This window comes from Paenibacillus sp. FSL H3-0457 (genome assembly GCF_037981725.1).
In the GTDB taxonomy this organism is placed as follows: Bacteria; Bacillota; Bacilli; order Paenibacillales; family Paenibacillaceae; genus Paenibacillus; species Paenibacillus amylolyticus.
On the sequence record NZ_CP150283.1, the window covers coordinates 2,933,691 to 2,955,758 of the forward strand.

The window sequence follows — 22,068 nt, forward strand, 5'->3', positions numbered from 1 at the left end:
GAAAATGATTTGTACTCAAAACGCTATGGAGGCATACTCCATAGCGTTTTTTGTCGAATTACAACTGGAAATAGTTCCATAGTCCTGTTCAGAATCGGTTCAGAATGACTCGTTATACTGAGCATGTAGTTGTTCAAATTTGAAATGTATACGAGGAGGAACATGAATTGAAGGGGAAACAAAACAAAAAACGGCTTAAGCCAATATTGAAAAAAAGCATGTTGACTGCGCTCGGATTGGGCATTGCGTTGCCTATAGGTGGAGCGCTCCCGCAGGCTAACGCAGGAGTCATTGGTCCGGAGATTAAGATTTCACAACCTGTTCTTAACGATGGCATTAACTGGTTAAGTTATTCATCGGCACAAGATAATCCTTCTTTTGTGCCCGAAGTGCCTATTGAGGTAACCACCAATAATATCATCAGAATCAATCTAAGTACACAATTTCGATCCGATGAGTATAGCCCGCCTACAGCCAGCTCAAGTGATAACAGCATCGCTGAGGCGTATGTAGAAACGAGACAGGATGAGAATATGACAACGCCTGTCAGTACATTGGTGGTTATTCCTCGCCAAAGCGGCAAAATCAACATCGAATTGAAAGCGAATTATATGATCTCTGGTGCACCAGAGACTGTTACGGATAACATTGAACTTTACATTAGTAAAAAAGGGGATGTAAATGCAGACGGAAAAGTGAATTCTTTGGATGCCGTAGACCTTTTCAATTATATTCGTAACATGATGACTCGCCGCAGCTTTTCTTATGTAGAGATGAACCGAATGGATGTAGATCGTAATACGGAACCCACTCTGGGGGATATGGATGCTTTGTTAATAGGATACAAAGGCAAAACACTTGGTGGAAAAAACAATGACTATGTGTTGACCTTTAAGCAAGTAGATGATGCGCCGTATGTACTAAATGGTGAATTGAAGAATGCCATGTTAATTGGAAATGAAATTGGCGTTAGTCATTATATAATGGATATTGATTACAATGATTACATTAATACTCCTTCTTACCAGTGGTACCGCGCAACAGAAGCTTCGAGAGAAGATATGGTGCCAATCGAGGGGGAAACAGGAGCAAAGTATACCGTTAAAGATGAGGACGAAGGTTATTATCTTGTGCTCGAAGTTATTACTCAGTCCACTTGGGACTCGAATACGGAGCCTAGAAAAGTATACATTGTTGGAAAAGAAAAAATACAACGCCTTGATTAATTCAATTTTTTATTTTAGATAACGAATAACAATACATTTTCTATCTTTACCATACGATCTATCAATTGATACAGACATGGAGGCTATCACATGTTTCAACCGAAAAAGAAACGTCCTAGAATCAGAAAAACAATGTCAGGTCTGATCGCACTGACATTACTCTCTTCACTCATATTGCCAAATGTAGCTGGAGCAGAACCGGTAGAACCATCACAAGTACAATTTGCAAATGTGAGCGTACAGGCAGGGCAGACCGTTCATGTACCTGTTGCATTGAAGAAGTCCTATTTCGGGGTGAAAGCTTATAATATGCAGATTGATTATGATACGTCTGCACTGGAAATTGTTCGGATCACGCCTAAATCTGTCAACGTCATCAGCACATCCCCAAATGAAGATGGTGTAGCAGACTTCCAGTACCAAATTAATAATGCGGAAGGCTGGGTACGGATCATCTGGGTTGATTTTACTGGGGGTGACCACTCAATTGTAGATGAAACCCAATTATTTGATATGGAAATCAAAGCCAAAAGCAATGCGGCGCCTGGAACGAAACAGCTATCCGTAGATCAAACTGATTCAGAACATTGGCATTTTACAAATGTAGAACACAATAGTGGTGCTCAGTTGTCTGGTGGAACAATCACAATTACAGCAGCAAACTCAGGTGGCGACAATTCCGGCTCGACACCTACACCGAATCCTGGTAACTCTTCGGGTGGAGGAGGAGGTAGCGTATCGCCAACTTCACCAGTCGTTACCCCAGTTCCATCGACTCCGGCGGTAACTAAAGGTGTAGACATCTATGTGAACGGTCAGAAACAGGAACAGTCTGCTACGGCTAGCACATCAACGGTAAACAATCAGGTTACCACCACGGTTCATGTGGATAATGACAAAGTCATCAATCAGATTGGAAGTGGACTAAAAACGCTTCTGCTGCCTATTACAGGTACTGGCAAGGGTGCGGTCGTTGGTGAACTGAACGGCAAGCTGGTCAAAACGATGGAAGGAAGTAATGCCGAAGTTGTCATTCAGACTGATAGCGGTACGTACACACTTCCAGCTAACCAGATTCAAATGGATCAGATTCTGAACCAATTCGGAAGCACGGTTCCATTGGAAGATATCACAATCCAAATCGCTATTGTGCCTAGTGCCACATCTAAACAAACAGCAATTCAGGCTGCAGCGGATAAGCTGGAGAACACAACGGTGATCGCAGCTCCGATTGATTTTGAAGTAAAAGCGATCTGGAATGGACAGCAAGTTAATGTAGATCGTTTCAACTCTTATGTAGAGCGCTCCATTACTTTGCCAGAAGGTGTCGATGGTTCAAAGATCACGACAGGAGTTGTGCTTCAGCCAGATGGCAGCCTTCTGCATGTACCGACAAAGGTTATCAAAGGTAACGTGCAAGATTCTGCTATTATTAACAGCTTGACGAACAGCACTTACGCTCTGATCTATCATCCGGCAACATTCAGCGATGTATCAAGTCACTGGAGTCGTGATGACGTACAGGATCTGGCATCCCGTCTGATCGTACAAGGTACCGGTGAGAACGTGTTTGCGCCAGACCGGAGTATTACACGGGCAGAGTTTACGGCTGTTCTGTTAAGAGGTTTGGGGCTGCACTCCCCGCGCAGTACAGAAGCGGCATCGTTCACAGATGTGAAGACTGGCAGCTGGTATGAGGATGAGGTTCAGACGGCTGTGTCCTACGGCCTAATCTCAGGTTATGCTGACGACAGCTTCCGTCCGAATAGCGAAATTTCTCGTGCTGAAGCGCTGACTATTGTGTCACGTGCGATGAAACTGGTCGGTCTGGCACAGGCCGACGCGTCAGAGACAACAAGTCTGCTTAGCACATACAGCGATAGCGCTAAAGTACAGGCTTGGGCAACAGAGCCAGTTGCATCGGCGATTAAACAAGAGCTGGTACAAGGTACCGATGGCAAACTGATGTCAGATGCAGACATTAGTCGTGCGCAGTCGGCAGCGATTGTGAAAAGGCTGCTGGCAAAAGCGGGATTAATCTAATCAAATTTCTGGACACCTACACTTACTTGAAATGATTTGTTTCAAGCAAGCTGTAGGTGTTTTTTTGTATATAGTTCTTTTGAACAACCTCTTATAGGTGCACTGGTCCAGTTCATTATCAGTTCATACTGATTTGTTACGATATGAACATCAAATAGATAGATATCGTGCATGATCAGGAGAGGAAGAGATCCATATGAAAATACTAGAAGTTAAAAATGTGAAGAAATCATACACCTTATATGGAAAAGAAAGAGTTCCGGTACTCCACGGTTTGAACTTAAGTTTTGAGACAGGGGAATTTGTCTCCATCCTCGGCGAATCTGGCTGTGGTAAGTCGACACTGATGAATATCATTGGTGGTATGGACTCCGACTATGAAGGGGACGTCGTTGTTCGTGGCAAGAACTTAAGTGCCATGACAGAGAAGGAAATGGATGATTATCGGAAGAATAATATCGGCTTTGTCTTTCAAAATTTCAATCTGATCCCGCATCTGTCTGTCCTCGAAAATGTGACGATTGCGATGCAAATGACGGATACCAATGAGAAGGATCGCAACCAACGTGCCGTAGATATATTGACAGAGGTGGGACTGAAGGATCATCTGAACAAACGTCCCAACCAGTTATCTGGCGGTCAGAAGCAACGGGTTTCCATAGCACGGGCGTTATCCAACAATCCCGATATTATTCTTGCAGATGAACCGACGGGTGCTCTGGATAGGGAAAACGGAGATCAAATCCTCGCTCTGCTCGACAGTATAGCCAAAAAGGGAATGCTGGTGATTGCCGTTACTCACTCGCAGAAAGTCGCTGACTCCGGTACACGTATTGTGAAGGTTGAAGAGGGGCGCATTAGTGACGATATTCACCTGAAAGATCCTTCTACGGCTGTTTACGAGAGTGGTCAGGATTCTTCCCGGAGCCTGAGCTTGCTTGCTTCATTCAAGATGGCACTTAAAAATATGAAACTCAACGGCAAGCGTAATGTACTGGTAGCATTGGGTGGATCTATAGGTATACTAAGTGTACTCCTGATGCTCTCCTTGGGGAATGGAATAACGACGTATATGAATGACGAAATCAATTCAAGTATGGACCCTTTGCTCGTGGATATAACCAAGCCGAGTAAAGAAGCCAAGGATATGCAAGGTCCCGAGGCCTTGATGGCACCAGGTGAACCGTTCACCGAAGCTGATGTAGAGACGATTCGCAATTTTCCTAATGTGGATCATGTAGAGACAATTACGACCATTACAGGCAAATCCACTATGGTGAATGAAAAACAAAGTGTAGGACTCACACAGTTAACAACGTTAACGGATGCTTTTGATCCAGTATTGATGACAACTGGTGTTCTGCCGGTAGAAAATCAGATGCTGTTACCTCTCGATACAGCGAAACAATTAAGCGGAAATGATCAAGCTGAAACCATGATCGGCAAGTCCGTGTTTTTATATATCAATGAGATGGATAGTAATAATAAACCAGTGACTTTGGAGAAAGAAGTAACAATCTCAGGGATCTACGAAGCGGCAGATCGGCAATCTCCAATGCAACAATCCCCGGGATACATTTCATCAGAGACGTTGGAGCAAATGTATGCGGACGAAGGAATAACGATTGGGCCAATTCAAGTTAACGCCTATGCAACCGATATGAAGTATGTAAATGATATCAATGAAGCTGCTGTAAACGCTGGTTTCGCAGGCTCCCAAATGGCCAAGGTCATGGAGAATATCACCACATATGTAAGTATGGCTTCCATTGTACTTGCGGGTATTGCAGGTATTTCGTTGATCGTATCCGGTATTATGATACTGGTAGTACTCTATATTAGTGTCGTGGAACGGACAAAGGAGATCGGAATTCTCCGGGCGATTGGAGCAAGAAAGAAAGATATCAAGCGAATATTCTTCTCCGAATCTGCCTTATTAGGCGTATTTAGTGGTATTATTGCGGTAATCTTTGCAGTGATCATTAGTTATGTATTAAACATTCTTTTGGACAATGCGTTTGGAGCCAAACTCATTAATCTCTCTGGATATTATATCTTGTTTGGTATCGTGGTAAGTACAGCGATTAGTATTGTTGCCGGTTTGATGCCATCATCAAAAGCGGCGAGGCTGGACCCGATGGAATCCTTACGATACGAATAAATATCAATTTTGGAAAGGATAATGGCTACATGAACACAATTCTGGTGGTGGACGATGATTCCCATATCCGCAAATTAATCCGAATCTATCTTGAAAAGAATCAATTTTCCGTGCTGGAAGCACCAGACGGTCAAGAGGCGTTAGATATCCTCTCTCATACAAAAGTTGATCTGGCGATTGTGGATGTGATGATGCCGCGAATAGACGGCATTGAACTGACGGAAGATATTCGGTCTTATCTGGATATTCCCATCCTGATGGTGACTGCCAAGGGAGAATCCAAGGACAAAGTCAGAGGATTTAATGCCGGGTCAGACGATTACCTGGTTAAACCATTTGATCCTGTGGAATTAATCCTGCGTGTAAAATCATTACTGAAAAGATATAACAAAAGTTCATCAAACATGATTCAGATCAGCGGTGTAACGATTGATTTGGGCAACCTGATGGTCATTGCGGATGGACAAACCATCGAATTGAAAAAGAAGGAATGTGAATTGTTATTTTCTCTGGCGAGTTCGCCAGGGAAAATATTCACACGTACACAGCTTATAGATGACATATGGGGCATCGATTACGAAGGAGATGAGCGTACTGTTGATGTACATATCAAACGGTTAAGGGAACGGCTTGAACCCGTACCTGAGCTAGTGATCTCAACGATAAGAGGACTCGGTTATCGCCTGGAGCGGGCATGAAAATGTTTAGGAAAAGCCTGCGACTTCGTATCGTAGCTACGTTTATCGGGATTGTTCTGGTGAGTTTAATTCTCTCCTTTATGATAAATAACGGGTCCCAAGAAAAGACACCGAATCGTTTTATGGTTACTTTTGCTGAAGACCTCGCTACACTGATTAACCTGATCGATGATCCGGAAAAAGTGAAATCAAGCTTAGGTATCTTTGCTCGCTACGGCTTAAATATCACTCCCGTGAATGAACAAAGTGAAGTGTTATCTTCCTTGCCAGAGGCCAAAGTTCATTCGTTATTTGAGGCGGGTACAACGGATGCCATTTTTCTGTCCAGTAAAGATGGAGTCGCGACCATAGGTGTTCCTGGAACAAACGAGGGGATCGGCACATTTCTGATTCAAAGCGATTTCTCCTCTCTTTTTCATACACTGCGAAACACGCTCTTAACCTCACTATTAACAGTTCTGGTGATTGGCAGCTTATTAATCCTGTTCATGTCCGGGTACATTGTGAAACCGATTAAGAGATTAACGGTTGCAGCGAAGGAGATGTCATCAGGTGACCTGTCGGTCCGCTTGAAACATAATAATCAGGATGAGTTTGGCGAACTGATGGAGAGCTTTAATCATATGGCCAGTGAGTTGCAGAAAATTGATTCGGTTCGTGATGACTTTGTCAGCAACGTCTCTCATGAAATGCAGTCTCCGCTCACATCAATTAGAGGATTCACCAGAGCACTTCAAGATGGTGTTATTCCATTAGAAGAGCAGAAAGAGCATTTGGATATTATCTATGAGGAAACGCTGCGCTTATCGAGGCTCAGTGATAATCTGCTTCGGCTAGCCTCGCTGGATTCGGAGCATCATCCGGTTCATTTCACCACATTCCAGGTAGATGAACAATTAAGAAGGGCGATCTTACTGGCAGAGCCGCAGTGGGCTCAGAAGGACATCCAGATCGAATTGGATTTGTTGCCCTGCGAGATCACAGTGGACAAAGATTTGTTTGATCAGGTCTGGCAAAATTTAATAAACAATGCGATCAAATACACCGGTCCACAAGGTGCCATTCATGTTGAAATTGAGACGTCATCTTCATTTGTGAAGGTATTGATTAGAGATTCTGGACAAGGAATACCTGAGGAAGCTCTCCCGTATATCTTTGATCGATTCTACATGGTGGACAAAGCGCGGAGCAGCTCGCTTCGAGGGAATGGATTGGGTTTGTCCATTGTGATTAAAATATTGAAATTGCATCAATGTACAATTGATGTAGAGAGCGAAATGGGTAAAGGCACACAGTTTATTGTCACGATCCCCAGATCGACCATTACACCTTAAGGCAAGCCAGAACAGAGAGAGCAATATGGAAACAATCGGTCCCTGTGCGTTCAGGATTCAGATTGCTGCCAGATTGCTTTTTTTAATATCTGTATTCGCGACAAAATTTCACATATAGTTTTGTTTAGCAGTGGATCATTTGATAAAATAGAAGAGACGTTATGTGAATCTATGAACTTAATTAATTTAATCATACAGAGAATGGAGCCATCCAATGAAATATCGCAATATGGAAGATTGTATTAACGATCTGGAGCAGCACGGTCATTTGATTCGGGTCAAAGAAGAGGTTGACCCTCATCTGGAGATGGCAGCGATCCACATGAAAGTGCACGAGGCTAAAGGCCCGGCGTTGTTATTCGAAAATGTAAAAGGCTCAAAGTTCCAGGCGGTATCCAATCTGTTCGGCACGGTGGAACGAAGCAAGTTCATGTTCCGCGGTACGCTGGAAGGCGTACAACGGGTCATGGCAGTTCGTGACGATCCCATGAAGGCGCTTAAGACGCCATTTCAGCATGTAAGCACAGGTCTAGCTGCGTGGCAGGCGCTGCCTAAACAGAAATCTATAAGCCTACCCGTGTCCGCGCAAGAGATTCAAATATCGGACTTGCCTCTCATCAAGCACTGGCCTATGGACGGTGGGGCATTTGTGACTCTACCGCAGGTGTATTCGGAAGATCCGGACAAACCAGGAATCATGAATTCAAACTTGGGGATGTACCGGGTTCAACTGGATGGCAATGATTTTGAAATGAACAAGGAAATAGGGTTACACTATCAGATTCATCGCGGAATTGGTATACATCAAGCCAAAGCTGTCAAAAAGGGAGAACCACTGAAAGTTAGTATTTTCATTGGTGGTCCACCTGCACATACACTTTCAGCGGTTATGCCTTTGCCTGAAGGACTAAGTGAGATGACATTTGCCGGTTTGCTCGCTGGACGTCGCTTCCGGTACAGTTACAAGGACGGATATTGCATCAGTAATGATGCTGATTTTGTCATCACGGGTGATATCTACCCAGGTGAGACAAAACCCGAAGGGCCGTTCGGTGATCATCTGGGTTATTACAGTCTGACACATGAATTCCCGTTAATGCGTGTGCATAAAGTCTATGCCAAACCTAATGCCATCTGGCCGTTTACGGTTGTTGGTCGTCCGCCGCAAGAGGATACGGCGTTTGGTGATTTGATTCATGAGATTACTGGAGACGCGATCAAACAGGAGATTCCAGGTGTCAAAGAAGTGCATGCGGTCGATGCGGCAGGGGTCCATCCATTACTGTTTGCCATCGGCAGTGAACGTTACACGCCGTATCAGGCGGTGAAGCAGCCGACAGAGTTGCTTACGATTGCCAATCGTATTTTGGGTACGGGTCAGCTCAGTCTTGCGAAGTACCTGTTTATTACTGCTGAGGATCAGCAACCTCTGGATACCCACAAGGAAGTTGAATTCCTGACCTATATTTTGGAACGTATGGATATGCAGCGGGATATTCATTTCCATACCCATACGACGATTGATACACTGGATTATTCGGGTACAGGACTGAACAGCGGCAGCAAGGTCGTTTTTGCAGCGTATGGCGACAAGATTCGGGAGCTGTGTTCGGAAGTGCCAGAGTCTTTGAAAAACATTCGTGGTTATGAGAATCCACAGCTCATCATGCCGGGTATCGTTTCGATCCAGACATCGGCCTTTACGAGTTATGCGGATACAGCACAGGAGATGCAAGCATTCACGTCTCTATTGAAAGAACAGGGAGGTCTGGACTCGTGTCCGATGATCATTCTATGTGACGACAGTTCGTTCCTGAGTGCTAACCTCAGCAACTTCTTATGGGCAACCTTTACTCGCAGCAACCCTTCACATGACATGTACGGGGTTAATAGCGGATATGACCACAAGCATTGGGGCTGTGATCAGGTGATTATTGATGCACGTACCAAACCCCATCAGGCACCGCCGCTGATTCCCGATGCTTCGGTCGAGAAGAGCATTGAACGATTTTTTGTTAAAGGTGCTAGTCTGGGTTCGATCAAAATCTAATTTGAGATGTCTTGAAGAAGTTCAAACGGAGCGTTTGAACTTCTTTGGCTTACTCTGATACGGCAATGAGGCACAAAAGTGTGTAAAAGTTTAAAACCGGGACTAATTTGGATGTTGGAGTGAGGATAAAGTCTTAGGCGTTCGTATTTACCATTGTGATTAAGGTCGTTTGAACTATGTATGAAATGAAGAATTATAACGATATAAAGAAGTATAGGTATTTTTGTGGCCCCGTTCCGTTGGGTGCTGTTACTATAATGAATTGTTCAGGGGGAATACCGATTTGAGAATCCATATTATGAACCTGCAAGACGGAGACCGTCTAACTGCGGATACATTCAGCGATGCAGGATTACACGTTCTCGGGAAGGGAACTGTGATCAAAGGTGAGGATATCACCTTGCTTATGCAGCACCGTGTAGATTATGTAGATATTGAATCACGCGAAGAGGAAATCACTGAAGCAGAATTTTTTGCAGCAGCCGCAAAGCATGCTTCGGGGATAACTACGAAGGAAGAACCGCCTGAAGAAGAGCTGAAGTCCCAATTTATTCAGACTGTACATAATTATCAAAATGCTTTTCTCGAAGCTCTGACCGTTGGCAAGTTCAACGCCACCATGGTGGATGATGCACTGCAACCGATGGTTGAAGGACTGGATGAGCAAAAAGATGTCGTTCATCTCCTGATGATGCTGGAGCGGGATGACGTCAATAACTATACACATTCAATCCAGGTAGGATTGTTGTCATTCTACCTCGCGAATTGGCTTGGATATTCTCAGAAGGAGAGTTATCAGATTAGTCGCGGTGGTTATCTGCATGACATTGGAAAGTGCAAAGTTTCCCACCGGATTCGGAACAAAACAGAACCATTGACGGCGGATGAGCAGCTTGAAATGCGGCGTCACACCATATATGGCCATGAAATTATCAAAAATTCGATGACGGATGAAGCGACAGCACTGGTTGCTCTGCAACATCACGAGCGGGAAGATGGGTCGGGTTATCCGATGCAACTTGAGAAAAGTGAAATTCATCCATATACACAGATTGTATCTGTAGCGGATATCTATATAGGCATGAGATCCGGGAACCACGGAGGAAGCAATCCAAACCTGATCAACAACCTTAGAGATATCTATGGAATGGGATTTGGTAAACTGAATGAAAAACCGGTTCAGGCATTGATGCAACATTTGCTTCCTAATTTCATCGGGAAACAGGTACTGCTCAGCAATGGAGAAAAAGGTGTTATTGTCATGAACAATACGTCCGATATTTTCAAACCACTCATCAAAGTGGAGTCTGAAGAATATCGCGATCTCTCCAAAGAGCGTACGCTTGCCATTGATGAATTGCTTATTTAATCTAAATATGATCTGTATTCCTTACTTATATTGAGGACGGGCCTCCTGTACGAAGACAGGGGACCCGTTTTTTGTTATATCATCCTAGATGTGTTGTTCGACCAAGGAAGCAAGCGTATACTTTGCAAAGACCTTATTTTTCCTGCCAAGGAGCGATCGCTATGAATGAAGTGACAACCGAGATTACAATACATGCCTCGATTGAACGATGCTTTGACTATGCCCGGGATATTGATGTACATACTCAGACCGTCTGGCAACATACAAGAGAGCGAGCAGTTGCAGGAGTAACCACAGGAAGAATTGGAGCAGGGGATACCGTTACATTTCAGGCTACTCATTTTGGGGTCAGACAGAAGTTGAAGTCCCGAATTGTGCAGTTTGAACGACCTTTCCTCTTTGTGGATCAGATGGAGAAAGGGGCTTTCAAGAGCATGCGACATGAACATCATTTCAGCGTAATTGGGGATCAGATGACTTGCATGAGAGACACACTTCGATTCGAAGCACCACTTGGATTGCTAGGATGGGCAACGGAGCGACTTGTGCTGAAGAGATACATGCAGGCATTTCTAGAGGATCGTAATCGTAAGCTCAAAGATATGCTTGAGCAGTAGCCAGAATTGAATGGATAGAGGAGAGAAGACATTTGATGGATAATGAATATTTTGTAGGTTGGGGCACACTTGCCTTGATTAATGCCGGACTGGCTCAGGGAAAAAACAGAAGTGGTCGGAACTGGTTTCTGATTTCCCTGTTATTTGGTCCGTTGGCAACTCTTTTTATTGTGGTGTGGAATAAACTGGACTAATTCAACGATCGATATTCCGATGCATATAACGATCGATCATCCAGAATACAAGGGCTGCTGCACTAACGCCAGCACCTAACCAGCAAACGGCTGTCCAGCCTGCCCATGCATACACTTGGGTAGAAACGATGGAGCCGGTTGCACTGCCGATGGAATAAAAGATCATATAAGCTGCCGTCAGGCGGCTCTGCGCTTCGGGACGAACTTCGTAGATCAGACTCTGGTTGGTAACATGTACGGCCTGCACGGCGAGATCGAGCAGGATAACACCCAGGATCAGAAACCAGAGAGAATGATGGACATAACCGATGGGCAGCCAGGACAAGAGCAGAATGACAAGGGCGACACCGGTTGTTTTCTGCCCAAGGCCCCGGTCGGCAAGTTTACCTGCACGGGCAGCAGCCAATGCTCCCGCCGCTCCTGCGAGACCGAATGCACCTATGACTGTATGAGACAGGGACAGTGGAGGGCTGCTTAGTGGCAGTACCATAGAAGTCCATAAGATGCTGAAGGCTGTAAAAATCAGCATGGCCAGCACACCTCGTACTCGTAACACACGCAACTCACGGTACAGTTGCAAGACGGAACCGAGTAATTGGAAGTAGCTTTGTTTTACTTGCGGGGACTGCTGCTTTGGGAGAACAAGATATAAGGCGACAATTCCGAGTAATGTAAGGCTGGCAGAGAAGAGATATACCGATCTCCACCCGAACCAATCGTTCAGCGTACCTGCAACCGTTCGTGCAAGTAAAATGCCAATGACGATTCCGCTGGTTACCTGACCGACAATGCGACCACGTTCGGAAGGGGCTGCCAAGTGTGCAGCAAAGGCAACGAGCGTTTGCGTAATGACCGCGAGTAGACCTACGACAGCCATGCCCGTGAATAAAAGTGAGCTGGATTGTGCGGTTCCTACGAGAACCAGTGCAAGCACGGATAAGAGCATTTGAATGATGATCAGCTTGCGGCGATTTAAGAGGTCACCAAGCGGAACAAGAAGGAACAGCCCCAAGGCATAACATATTTGAGTCACTGTGATGACAATCCCTATGGATGATGGAGAGAGGCTGAATTCTTGAGCGATGGAGTCCAGTAAAGGCTGAGCATAATAGATATTGGCGACCGCAAGTCCGCTGCACACGGCAAAAAGAAGAGCAACTAACCGTGACATGGCAGGACGATCCTTATTGGATAATTGTGCATCTGGAGAAGAAGTTTGCATAAATGGATGTCACCTTTCTATTCTGTACTGATCAGTATGTTATGTTTCGGAATAACCATACTTTATTTGCGTGAATTCTGTCAATAGAGAATTGGGTGAGGGTATGCGATCGCTTCTATTCCAGACTTTTCGATTCATTTATAGCTAAAAACTCCTTTCCGGTTATTAGGTTTTGACTTTGTAATAAGAGTGAGGTTAAAATATATAAACATACTGATCGATACATAAAGAGGTGGATTGTATGGTTAGACAACGGGGATTTGATACGGATAAAGCACTTGATGCAGCGATGCATACGTTTTGGGACAAAGGGTTCGAAGCGGCATCTTTAAATGACTTGACGACCGCAATGGGCATACAACGTCCCAGTCTGTACGCGGCTTTTGGCGATAAAAAGGAATTATTCGAAACAGCACTTCGCAGGTATACCACTCAGCATGCGGCTCAAGTCAGAGCCAGACTTCAACAGGGCTCCTCCGTGCGGGAAGCCTTTCGTGGATTGTTTGAACATATTGGAGCAGAGGGGAGTGTGACCGAGCCTAGTCATGGCTGTTTTTGTATTAATACGATGGTTGAGCTGGCTCCACATGATCCCAAATTCGCTGTCCTTACACGGGAGCATCAGATGTACTTGGGTGTTCTTTTCGAAGAAACGATAGAACGAGGGCAACAGAGCGGGGAGTTGTCCACTGACATGAACGCGAGTGCGGTCGCACAGTCTCTGGTTGTATCCATGATTGGACTGACTGTTCTGATGAAATCAGGACCAGACCGCTTATTTGTAGAGCAGAGCATCCAAGTTACGCTGTCTTTGCTGCAGTAATAGGGATTTATTCTGTTTAAAGTGATGCGGAGTTGCTACAATATAGACAAGAATTGAGCAGATATAGGAGGAGATCAGAAATGAATACGAAGTTGCGCTGTGCCGTTTTGGATGATTATCAGAACGTTGCGCTGACGTCGGCGGACTGGGGTCCGTTGATGGATCAGGTGGAGATTCAGACATTCAACAACTATATGGGCTCGGAAGAAAAAGTCATTCAGGAATTGCAGGATTTTGATATTGTGGTCCTGATGCGGGAACGTACACCGTTTCCAGAGAAGGTCATTTCGCAGCTCCCTAATCTCAAACTTCTGATTACAAGTGGTATGCGCAACGCATCGATAGATCTCAAGGCTGCAGAGAAGAACGGCATCATTGTGTGTGGAACTGAGGGAAGCTCTAATCCGCCGACGGAGCTTACATGGGCACTGATTCTGGGGCTGTCCAGACAACTGGTTACGGAAAATAATGCACTTCGCTCCAATCGTAACTGGCAGAGCACAGTAGGATTGGATTTGCATGGGAGAACACTTGGATTGCTTGGTTTGGGCAAGATAGGTACTCGCATGGCTGAGATTGCACAAGCATTTGGCATGAATGTGATGGCCTGGAGCGAGAATCTAACACAAGAAAAAGCCGGAAAACATGGTGTGATCTGGTCCGAGACCAAGGAGCAACTGCTTGCACAGAGCGACATCGTATCCATACATCTAGTATTGAGTGATCGTACGCGGAATCTGATCGGACAAGCCGAGTTTCAACTAATGAAATCGAGTGCGCTACTCATCAATACGTCGCGAGCGGGCATCGTCGATCAGGAAGCTATGGTGGAGGCATTGCAGCGTGGTGTGATTGCTGGTGCAGGTCTGGATGTATATGAGCAGGAACCGCTCCCCGTTAACCATGTGATGCGAACATTACCCAACGTCCTGGCAACACCGCATCTGGGTTATGTGACTCGTGGCAATTATGAGATCTATTATAATCATACCGTAGAGAATATAGCGATGTTCCTGAAGGGAACACCGATCAGACAACTGCTTTCTTAGAATGAACGTATGCTTAGTATGACTCTGCTATAGTTATATAGAATCAACGACAAATAAGGTGCTGCCAGGAAAGAGTTAGACCTGAGCAACACCTTATTAGTATATCTGTGTAGTAGAACAAATGAAGGAATAGCTTAACTGTGTGGTCCTCGCTGGGAGGAATGAATCATGGCGACGCTTGATTCACGAACGATTAAGCGCGGTTCAAATTGGATGTGTTCGTAATCGGTCGTGCTCATCTCCCGAATTCGTTTTAACAACAGCTCGGTAGCAAGTCTGGCGACTTCTTCGCCCATAATGGACACGGAACTAATCTGAGGAGACGTGACGGTTGTCCATTGATTGTTATCCACACCCACAACAGCCACATCTTCAGGTACACGAACCCCTAACTCCTTGAACCGATTAACCAATCCGATGGCAACCATATCATTAATGGCATAGACGGCATCTGGCATATGCGTAAGTCCGTAAAAATAATCTGCAGCATTGGCACCTGTATTCAATGAAAAGTCCTCACCAAAGTAGACGAGAGAAATGTCCACATGGCCTACGGCTTGCTCATACGCACGAAAGCGTTCTTCAATAATGTCCTTCGGTGCTCCCGCATATGCAATTCGAGTTCGACCGATCTTGAACAGATGTTCCATTACCAATTTTCCTTCAGGTTGAGAGAGAGAGACGATATCCGCTTTCATACCCGGTTCCAGTTTCTTGCCGTAATTAATCATGGAGATAGGGAGCGGCGCCTTATCAATCAGTCCGGGTAACGTTTTGGGGTACGCCAGAGGCATGAAGATTAGTCCGTCCACATGCAATTTTTTGACATTACGAATGGTTTCAAGCTCCGTTCTGGCATTGCCTGCCGTATTGATCTGCACGACATGGTACCCATGCTGCTTCGCCGTTTGCTCTACAGACCAGGAGATTTCCGGAATGATGGCGTTACGTATGTCGGGTACAACAAGAGCGATCTGGTGCGTTTGCCGGATTTTCAGACTCTGTGCCGAGGTGTTGGGTACAAACCCCAGTTCTTCAATGGCCTGCATCACCTTATCCCGTGTTTTACTGCTGATGCCTTCTGAATTGTTGATGGCCCGGGATACGGTAGCGATGCCCACGCCGGCACGCTCTGCAACGTCCTTGATCGTAAGTTTCTGTTCTTTCCTCAATGTACGGTTACCTCACTTTATCGGAAACGATTCCGAATTATTAGGAATATGTATGAACTTCACGATAGTTATATAACTTGATTATAACATTTGAACAATGAAGTATCCCGTGAATGGGCCAGATTTATGGCAACGCCTGATTAAATTTCAATGGGACTACAATAATATTTGCCATGATATATGTTAATAACAAGGATTACATCGTTTGTAATACCCCTAAGATCACTTGAATTAAAGTGCGAGCATTCTTAAGTGAACTCGATATGATCATGAAATAGCCATATTAGTGGAGAAATATGTTTGACAGCGTATCTAAAATGTGACATATTTAATTTACGGAAACGTTTCCGATTATATAACAAATTATGATCTGGGAGATGAAATGAATGAAAGCATTACGTTGGCATGGAGTCAAAGATTTACGTCTCGAAAATATTAATGAACCTCAGCCTGAAGAAGGAAAGGTTAAAATAAAAGTGGAATGGTGCGGTATCTGCGGCAGTGATTTGCACGAGTACACAGCAGGTCCAATCTTCATTCCCGCTCAAGCACCGCATCCGCTAACAGGGGAACAAGCGCCTATAGTTATGGGGCATGAATTCTCAGGACAGGTGGTTGAAGTAGGGGAAGGTGTTACGCGTTTCAAGGCGGGCGATCGTGTTGTGGTAGAACCCATCTATGCATGTGGACACTGCGAAGCTTGTAAACAGGGCAGATACAATCTGTGTGATCAGATGGGTTTCCTTGGACTCGCTGGAGGCGGAGGAGGATTCTCCGAGTATGTAACTGCTGCAGAAAATATGGTACATGCCATTCCGGATTCAATCTCGTATGAGCAAGGTGCGTTGGTTGAACCTTCAGCTGTAGCACTTCACGCTGTGCGCCAAAGCAAGCTGAAAGTGGGAGATACGGCAGCCGTGTTTGGCGCAGGCCCAATCGGACTACTGGTCATCGAAGCGCTTAAAGCTTCGGGAGCATCGGATATTTATGTAGTGGAGTTATCGGATGAACGGAAAGCAAAAGCCGAAGAGCTCGGTGCCATTGTGATTGATCCAACGCAGTTTAATGTCGTGGAAGAGATCCATCAACGTACACAAGGTGGCGTTAACGTAGCTTATGAAGTAACCGGTGTTCCACGTGTTCTGCAACAAGCCATCGATTCGACACGTATTGGTGGAGAGTTGATGATCGTCAGTATTTTTGAACAGGAAGCGCCGATTCACCCGAACTCAATTGTCATGAAAGAACGTACAGTTAATGGCATTATTGGTTATCGCGATGTGTTCCCGGCTGTTATCAGTCTGATGGATAAAGGTTTCTTCCCGGCTGACAAGCTGGTGACCAAACGAATTTCGTTGGATGAAGTGGTAGAGCATGGATTTGAAGCACTGTTGAAAGAGAAAAATCAGGTTAAGATTTTGGTAAAAGCTGAATAGAAATCACAGACAGTAAGAACAAGTAGACAGCACATCAACAGATGTGATTGTCTACTTTTTTTGTATAAATAGGGCGGAATTTGTTGCATGTGCGGGTGGTTTTACATAGTATAAAAAGATACAATTTGTATCATCTTGGTGTGAAGGTAATGATGATGAAAAAATGAAGGAGGAAGCGGACATGCAGAGACATACAAAATGGACAGCCGTAATTTTGACCATTGTCGCAGGAATGAGCTGGATGCTTATGGGGAACTCCAAGCCAAAAAACACCACGTCAACGAGCCAACCCCCTGCGACGGAACGTGGGCTTGCCAAGGTGTCGAATGCACCGATCAGTTCAGCGGATGTAACATCGAAGATCGAACTGCTAGGCAGACCTTTTACCAAAACACCATATGCTAATAACGTCTGGGACATGCAACTGTACAACGGCAAGATATATTTGGGCCACGGAAATAGCAGCAATCTGGGCGTAGCTCCTAATTCAGGCCCTATTCCAGTCATTTATTATGATACAGCGAATGCAAAATTTAAGACCCAGTCGGTGACGAACAGCAACCCGGGCATTTTGCCATCAACGAAGATGTATGTGGATGAGGAACAGATTGATATCTACAGAGTACTAAACGACAAGTTATATATTCCTGGCAATGATTCCGATAGTGAACAGTGGGAACTGGGTAACTTCTATCGTCTGGATGGCGAGGTGTGGACCAAATATCGCAATCTGCCGCTGGGTGTACACGTATACGATTTGGCATCTTATCAGGGCAAGATGTTTGCCGCGCTGGGTACGGAGTCCAAACCAACCATTCTAATCTCTCATAATGAAGGTGAAACTTGGCAGAAATATGCGACGATTAATACGTTTGGTTTCCGGGCTTATACCATGTTCCATCTTAATGGCAAGTTATATGCATCTGGCATGATGTATCCTGCCAATAAAATATGGAATGACAAAACTAATATTTTGGAGATTAATGAAAATCTTGAGAAACGGGATGTTGTCATCTATGGTAACAAAATGCTGCCTGGACTAACCTATCAAACGGGCACGATTCCTTATAATAAAATAGGCAAAAATGTTAACTTCAATAACAAGTTGCTCTATATAGCGGGAGGCGTGTTCAATGATGGGCAGCTGCTGCCCAAATCTTTGAATGTCATGACCGACATCAATCAGGCAAGGCGAGTTAATCTCCCGGATGCCAAGGCGCTCCCAACCGATGTGCTGTTGCGTGATGGCAAGGTGTATGTGCTTACGTACACTCGCCAAAGTGCCAATCTGTATATCAATCGGGTCTACCAATCCACTGATCTGACCACATGGAATGAGATTTTACGTTTTAACCAGGACACCTATGCCAAGTCTTTCGAAGAGAACGAGGGTGACTTCTACTTTGGTCTGGGTACCGATCCGGATGTGTTATCAACTTCATCAGGGAAATTGCTTCGAGTGAATCGCAGTGATATCCCCGTGAATGCTAATTAAATTGGAAGGAAGATTATGGATTATATACTATGCTACATCCACATTATTGGTGACCGGGAAAATACTTTAAGATGTAGTAGAGTGCATGTCAGACTGCTTCGGTAGTGTGATCCAACAGAGGCTGCCGTAAGGTAGCTTTCTTTTTTTTTCTATAAGAGTAGTTTGAACGCCCAACTTCGAAAATTTGAAAATAAAATTAAGAAACTATAAAATGGATAGAGAAATAATCCTAAACCAGTCAACTGGATTACACGTGTTACAATATACAAAAGCATGTCGCATTTCATGTGGATGCGGAGTTCCACACTTCCAATTGCAAAGGAGCAATGTACTATGAACGTACCTTCAGCATTATTCAAACCTTTCACCTCGGACAAGCTAACATTGTCTAATCGAATCGTTATGGCACCCATGACTCGCGGATTCTCACCAGAGGGTGTACCTGGACCAGAAGTTGCTGAATACTATCGTCGCAGAGCAGCAGGTGGAGTGGGGCTCATCATAACGGAAGGCACAGGCATTAATCATCCATCTTCGGTTAGTGGAGCGAGTATTCCATTATTCCATGGTGAAGATTCGTTGCAAGGATGGGCTAATGTAGTGAAAGCAGTACATGAAGCGGGTGGCAAAATCATGCCACAATTGTGGCATGTGGGTACAGCACGTCGTTCCGGTGACTTGCCTAACGCAGAAGCTGAGCCTGTAAGTCCGTCAGGGGTTAGCATGGCAGGTGAACCATCACGTGAACCATTAACGGAAGAGGAGATTCGAGGTCTTGTACAGGCATTTGCCCAAGCGGCAGCGGATGCACAGCGAATCGGGTTTGACGGCATTGAACTGCACGGAGCCCATGGATACCTGATTGACCAATTCTTCTGGGAGCAGACGAATCGACGGACCGACAATTATGGTGGTGATTTGGTACGTCGAACCCAATTTGCGGTTGAAGTGATTAAAGCTTGTCGTGCAGTGGTTGGTCCTGATTTCCCAATTGTGCTCCGGTTCTCCCAATGGAAGATGGGGAATTATGAGGCACGTCTGGTGGAGACGCCAGAACAATTGGAGCAATTCTTGGCCCCACTTAGTGCTGCTGGCGTGGATATATTCCATTGTTCTACACGCCGGTTCTGGTTACCGGAATTCGAAGGATCTGAGCTGAATCTTGCGGGTTGGACACAGAAAATCACTGGCAAACCTGCCATTTCGGTTGGATCGGTAGGGCTTGAAGCTGAATTTGTGGATAGAGCAACCGAAAACCAGGGAACAGGGGATGCCCATCTGGATCTATTAAATGAGAAGCTGGAGAACAATGAATTTGACCTGATCGCCTTGGGTCGTGTTCTGCTTAGTGATCCCGAATGGCCTGCCAAAGTTCGTGAAGGTCGCATATCCGAAATCATTCCATTTACAACGGAAGTGTTGCAAACACTCCATTAATAGAAGCCTAAGAACGTTTGGTGAAAGGTGAACCAACGCTGAACGGCAACGATTTACAACGAAAAGTAAAACAAAAACGAACAAAAGGCCGCCTTTGGGCGGCCTTTTAATTTAACTATACTAATAATTTCAACATATGAAAAATTCACAATAGAAAATCATTTTCTGCACCGTTACTCCTTTTTACTCTCCACATACATCGCACACGCGCCTAGTCACAACACCATTAAGTTCCACATCTCAGGTTCCAGTGCAACCACTTTTTTTGCCACTTAAGTGTCTGAACAACGATTCGATCTTCAGAAGCGCTCATTTTGAAAATCCACCACCTTATGATAAGGTTAGGCCTAAACCCAAGGGTTACCAAGATGACATTACATAAGGAGGATGAATATCCTTGCACAACTATAGGTACAACTCGAACAATACATGGAGAAAACCACTGCATATGATGTGTCTTCTGCTGGGGATCGTACTGCTTTTATCGGCATGTGGCCAAGCACAGAAACCTTCCTCCGCAACGGACTCGAACACCGGCTCAAACGCTGGCTCCAACTCAGGGCAATCTTCTTCATCGCCGGAGCAGAATACCGCTCCACCGCAGGAAGAAGTACCAGAGGAACCGCATGAAGAAGTCGATCTGGTGCAGGAGCAGCTTAGTTCATTAACGTTAGAAGAGAAGATTGGACAGATGATACTGGCCGGTGTTCAAGGGACAACGTTGGATGATCAAGCCAAACAGATGATTACCGATCAAAAGGTAGGGGGCATTATTTTCTATGCCAACAATGTATCAACACTCGAGGGAACAGCCAAGTTTGTACAATCCATCAAGGAAGCGAATCAGTCCAACCCGGTACCGATCTTCATGAGTGTGGATCAGGAGGGCGGCAAAGTGAGCCGTATGCCGGAGACGGTGGAATCCATTCCTTCCAGTAGAAAAGTAGGAGAGACGAAAGATAGCGCGCTTGCTGAAACGATGGGCGAATTACTGGCGAGACAAGTTCAGCTTGCGGGTTTTAATGTGGACTTTGCTCCTGTGTTGGATGTGAATAGTAACCCGAAGAACCCGGTGATTGGAGATCGTTCATTCGGCAGCTCGGCAGAACTGGTGTCACGTATGGGGATTGCAGAGATGAAGGGACTACGTAATGAAGGCATTATTCCGGTAGTGAAACATTTTCCGGGTCATGGTGATACGTCCGTGGACTCCCATCTCGATCTCCCTGTCGTGAATAAAACGGAAAAACAACTGGCCGAGCTTGAATGGATTCCGTTCCAGGCCGCAGTGAAGGAGCAGGTAGAGGCGGTCATGGTTGCACACATTTTGTTCCCGAAGCTGGACCCGGATCATCCGGCTTCCTTATCGGATGTCATTATAGGTGAACATTTGCGCGGGAAGTTCAAGTATGATGGTGTCGTCATCACAGATGACCTGAGTATGGGTGCAATCGCGAAGAACTACAAGTTGGACCAGGCAGCCCTAACAACTGTTAAAGCAGGAAGTGACATTCTGTTGGTAGCTCACAGTTATGAGAGTGCCAAGACGATTTTTGATACGTTAATAAGTGCAGTAAAGTCAGGCAAAATCACTGAGTCCCGAATTGATGAAAGTGTATATCGTATCCTGGCATTGAAGCAACAATACAAGTTATCCGATGATCAGAAAGCTTCCGGAGACCTGAAGCAATTGAATGCAGATATTGTGGATTGGCGTAAGCAAATCGATGCTAGATAATAAA

The 22,068-nt window shown here is 45.0% G+C and carries 17 protein-coding genes; 15 read left to right on the forward strand and 2 right to left on the reverse strand.

Features of this window, described 5'->3' with window-relative positions:
• Positions 1-167 precede the first annotated feature (167 nt).
• From MHH25_RS13240 to MHH25_RS13280, 9 genes are all read left to right on the forward strand, one after another.
• Entirely contained in the window at positions 168-1,226 is a 1,059-nt protein-coding gene (locus MHH25_RS13240; protein ID WP_340020183.1) for a dockerin type I domain-containing protein, read from the forward strand.
• A 90-nt stretch (positions 1,227-1,316) separates the two neighbouring features.
• Positions 1,317-3,269, forward strand: coding sequence for an S-layer homology domain-containing protein (locus MHH25_RS13245; protein ID WP_340020184.1), 1,953 nt, complete (start codon positions 1,317-1,319; stop codon positions 3,267-3,269).
• A gap of 196 nt (positions 3,270-3,465) precedes the next feature.
• Positions 3,466-5,430, forward strand: coding sequence for an ATP-binding cassette domain-containing protein (locus tag MHH25_RS13250; protein ID WP_340020185.1), 1,965 nt, complete (start codon positions 3,466-3,468; stop codon positions 5,428-5,430).
• A gap of 29 nt (positions 5,431-5,459) precedes the next feature.
• Positions 5,460-6,128, forward strand: a complete 669-nt coding sequence (locus tag MHH25_RS13255) for a response regulator transcription factor (protein WP_076327861.1) — start codon at positions 5,460-5,462, stop codon at positions 6,126-6,128.
• A 2-nt stretch (positions 6,129-6,130) separates the two neighbouring features.
• Positions 6,131-7,462, forward strand: coding sequence for a HAMP domain-containing sensor histidine kinase (locus MHH25_RS13260; protein WP_076327862.1), 1,332 nt, complete (start codon positions 6,131-6,133; stop codon positions 7,460-7,462).
• 214 nt (positions 7,463-7,676) lie between these two features.
• On the forward strand, positions 7,677-9,512 hold the full coding sequence (locus MHH25_RS13265; RefSeq protein WP_076327863.1) for a UbiD family decarboxylase: 1,836 nt from the start codon (positions 7,677-7,679) through the stop codon (positions 9,510-9,512).
• Between the two features lie 283 nt (positions 9,513-9,795).
• Positions 9,796-10,881 (forward strand): HD domain-containing protein, encoded by a 1,086-nt coding sequence (locus tag MHH25_RS13270; protein ID WP_036608620.1) that lies wholly within the window; start codon positions 9,796-9,798, stop codon positions 10,879-10,881.
• A gap of 161 nt (positions 10,882-11,042) precedes the next feature.
• Positions 11,043-11,498 (forward strand): SRPBCC family protein, encoded by a 456-nt coding sequence (locus tag MHH25_RS13275; RefSeq protein ID WP_340020186.1) that lies wholly within the window; start codon positions 11,043-11,045, stop codon positions 11,496-11,498.
• Positions 11,499-11,530: 32 nt separating this feature from the next.
• Positions 11,531-11,692: a hypothetical protein gene (locus MHH25_RS13280; RefSeq protein WP_155985038.1), complete on the forward strand. Its 162-nt coding sequence runs from the start codon at positions 11,531-11,533 to the stop codon at positions 11,690-11,692.
• 1 nt (position 11,693) lies between these two features.
• Here the strand turns inward: MHH25_RS13280 and MHH25_RS13285 are convergent, their stop codons facing one another.
• Complete coding sequence (locus tag MHH25_RS13285) at positions 11,694-12,914, reverse strand: MFS transporter (RefSeq protein WP_340020188.1); 1,221 nt, start codon at positions 12,912-12,914, stop codon at positions 11,694-11,696.
• Between the two features lie 241 nt (positions 12,915-13,155).
• Between MHH25_RS13285 and MHH25_RS13290 the strand changes: the two genes are divergently transcribed.
• Positions 13,156-13,737: a TetR/AcrR family transcriptional regulator gene (locus MHH25_RS13290; protein ID WP_340020189.1), complete on the forward strand. Its 582-nt coding sequence runs from the start codon at positions 13,156-13,158 to the stop codon at positions 13,735-13,737.
• A gap of 80 nt (positions 13,738-13,817) precedes the next feature.
• Complete coding sequence (locus MHH25_RS13295) at positions 13,818-14,786, forward strand: D-2-hydroxyacid dehydrogenase family protein (protein ID WP_315372421.1); 969 nt, start codon at positions 13,818-13,820, stop codon at positions 14,784-14,786.
• 134 nt (positions 14,787-14,920) lie between these two features.
• Here the strand turns inward: MHH25_RS13295 and MHH25_RS13300 are convergent, their stop codons facing one another.
• The gene (locus MHH25_RS13300) at positions 14,921-15,958 is read right to left on the reverse strand and encodes a LacI family DNA-binding transcriptional regulator (protein ID WP_036608611.1); all 1,038 of its coding nucleotides are present in this window, start codon (positions 15,956-15,958) and stop codon (positions 14,921-14,923) included.
• Positions 15,959-16,344: 386 nt separating this feature from the next.
• On the opposite strand from MHH25_RS13300, the gene MHH25_RS13305 reads away from it, so the two are divergent.
• The 4 genes from MHH25_RS13305 to nagZ all read left to right on the forward strand — a co-directional run bounded on the left by MHH25_RS13305 (position 16,345) and on the right by nagZ (position 22,064).
• Positions 16,345-17,394, forward strand: a complete 1,050-nt coding sequence (locus MHH25_RS13305) for a 2,3-butanediol dehydrogenase (protein ID WP_076318073.1) — start codon at positions 16,345-16,347, stop codon at positions 17,392-17,394.
• A 181-nt stretch (positions 17,395-17,575) separates the two neighbouring features.
• Positions 17,576-18,889 carry a hypothetical protein gene (locus MHH25_RS13310; RefSeq protein ID WP_076249527.1) on the forward strand — a complete coding sequence of 438 codons (1,314 nt, stop codon included), beginning with the start codon at positions 17,576-17,578 and terminating at the stop codon, positions 18,887-18,889.
• A gap of 333 nt (positions 18,890-19,222) precedes the next feature.
• Complete coding sequence (locus MHH25_RS13315; protein WP_340020190.1) at positions 19,223-20,326, forward strand: NADH:flavin oxidoreductase; 1,104 nt, start codon at positions 19,223-19,225, stop codon at positions 20,324-20,326.
• A gap of 397 nt (positions 20,327-20,723) precedes the next feature.
• Positions 20,724-22,064 (forward strand): beta-N-acetylhexosaminidase, encoded by a 1,341-nt coding sequence (gene nagZ, locus MHH25_RS13320; RefSeq protein WP_340020191.1) that lies wholly within the window; start codon positions 20,724-20,726, stop codon positions 22,062-22,064.
• Positions 22,065-22,068: the final 4 nt, after the last annotated feature.

Bases quoted from the DNA above. Each gene is read 5' to 3' on its own strand.
- MHH25_RS13310 (WP_076249527.1), top strand. From the start codon at position 17,576: ATGCAGAGACATACAAAATGGACAGCCGTAATTTTGACCATTGTCGCA.
- MHH25_RS13285 (WP_340020188.1), bottom strand. From the start codon at position 12,914: ATGCAAACTTCTTCTCCAGATGCACAATTATCCAATAAGGATCGTCCT.
- MHH25_RS13265 (WP_076327863.1), top strand. From the start codon at position 7,677: ATGAAATATCGCAATATGGAAGATTGTATTAACGATCTGGAGCAGCAC.
- MHH25_RS13290 (WP_340020189.1), top strand. From the start codon at position 13,156: ATGGTTAGACAACGGGGATTTGATACGGATAAAGCACTTGATGCAGCG.
- MHH25_RS13315 (WP_340020190.1), top strand. From the start codon at position 19,223: ATGAACGTACCTTCAGCATTATTCAAACCTTTCACCTCGGACAAGCTA.
- MHH25_RS13255 (WP_076327861.1), top strand. From the start codon at position 5,460: ATGAACACAATTCTGGTGGTGGACGATGATTCCCATATCCGCAAATTA.
- MHH25_RS13250 (WP_340020185.1), top strand. From the start codon at position 3,466: ATGAAAATACTAGAAGTTAAAAATGTGAAGAAATCATACACCTTATAT.
- MHH25_RS13295 (WP_315372421.1), top strand. From the start codon at position 13,818: ATGAATACGAAGTTGCGCTGTGCCGTTTTGGATGATTATCAGAACGTT.
- MHH25_RS13260 (WP_076327862.1), top strand. From the start codon at position 6,131: ATGTTTAGGAAAAGCCTGCGACTTCGTATCGTAGCTACGTTTATCGGG.
- MHH25_RS13245 (WP_340020184.1), top strand. From the start codon at position 1,317: ATGTTTCAACCGAAAAAGAAACGTCCTAGAATCAGAAAAACAATGTCA.
- MHH25_RS13305 (WP_076318073.1), top strand. From the start codon at position 16,345: ATGAAAGCATTACGTTGGCATGGAGTCAAAGATTTACGTCTCGAAAAT.
- MHH25_RS13275 (WP_340020186.1), top strand. From the start codon at position 11,043: ATGAATGAAGTGACAACCGAGATTACAATACATGCCTCGATTGAACGA.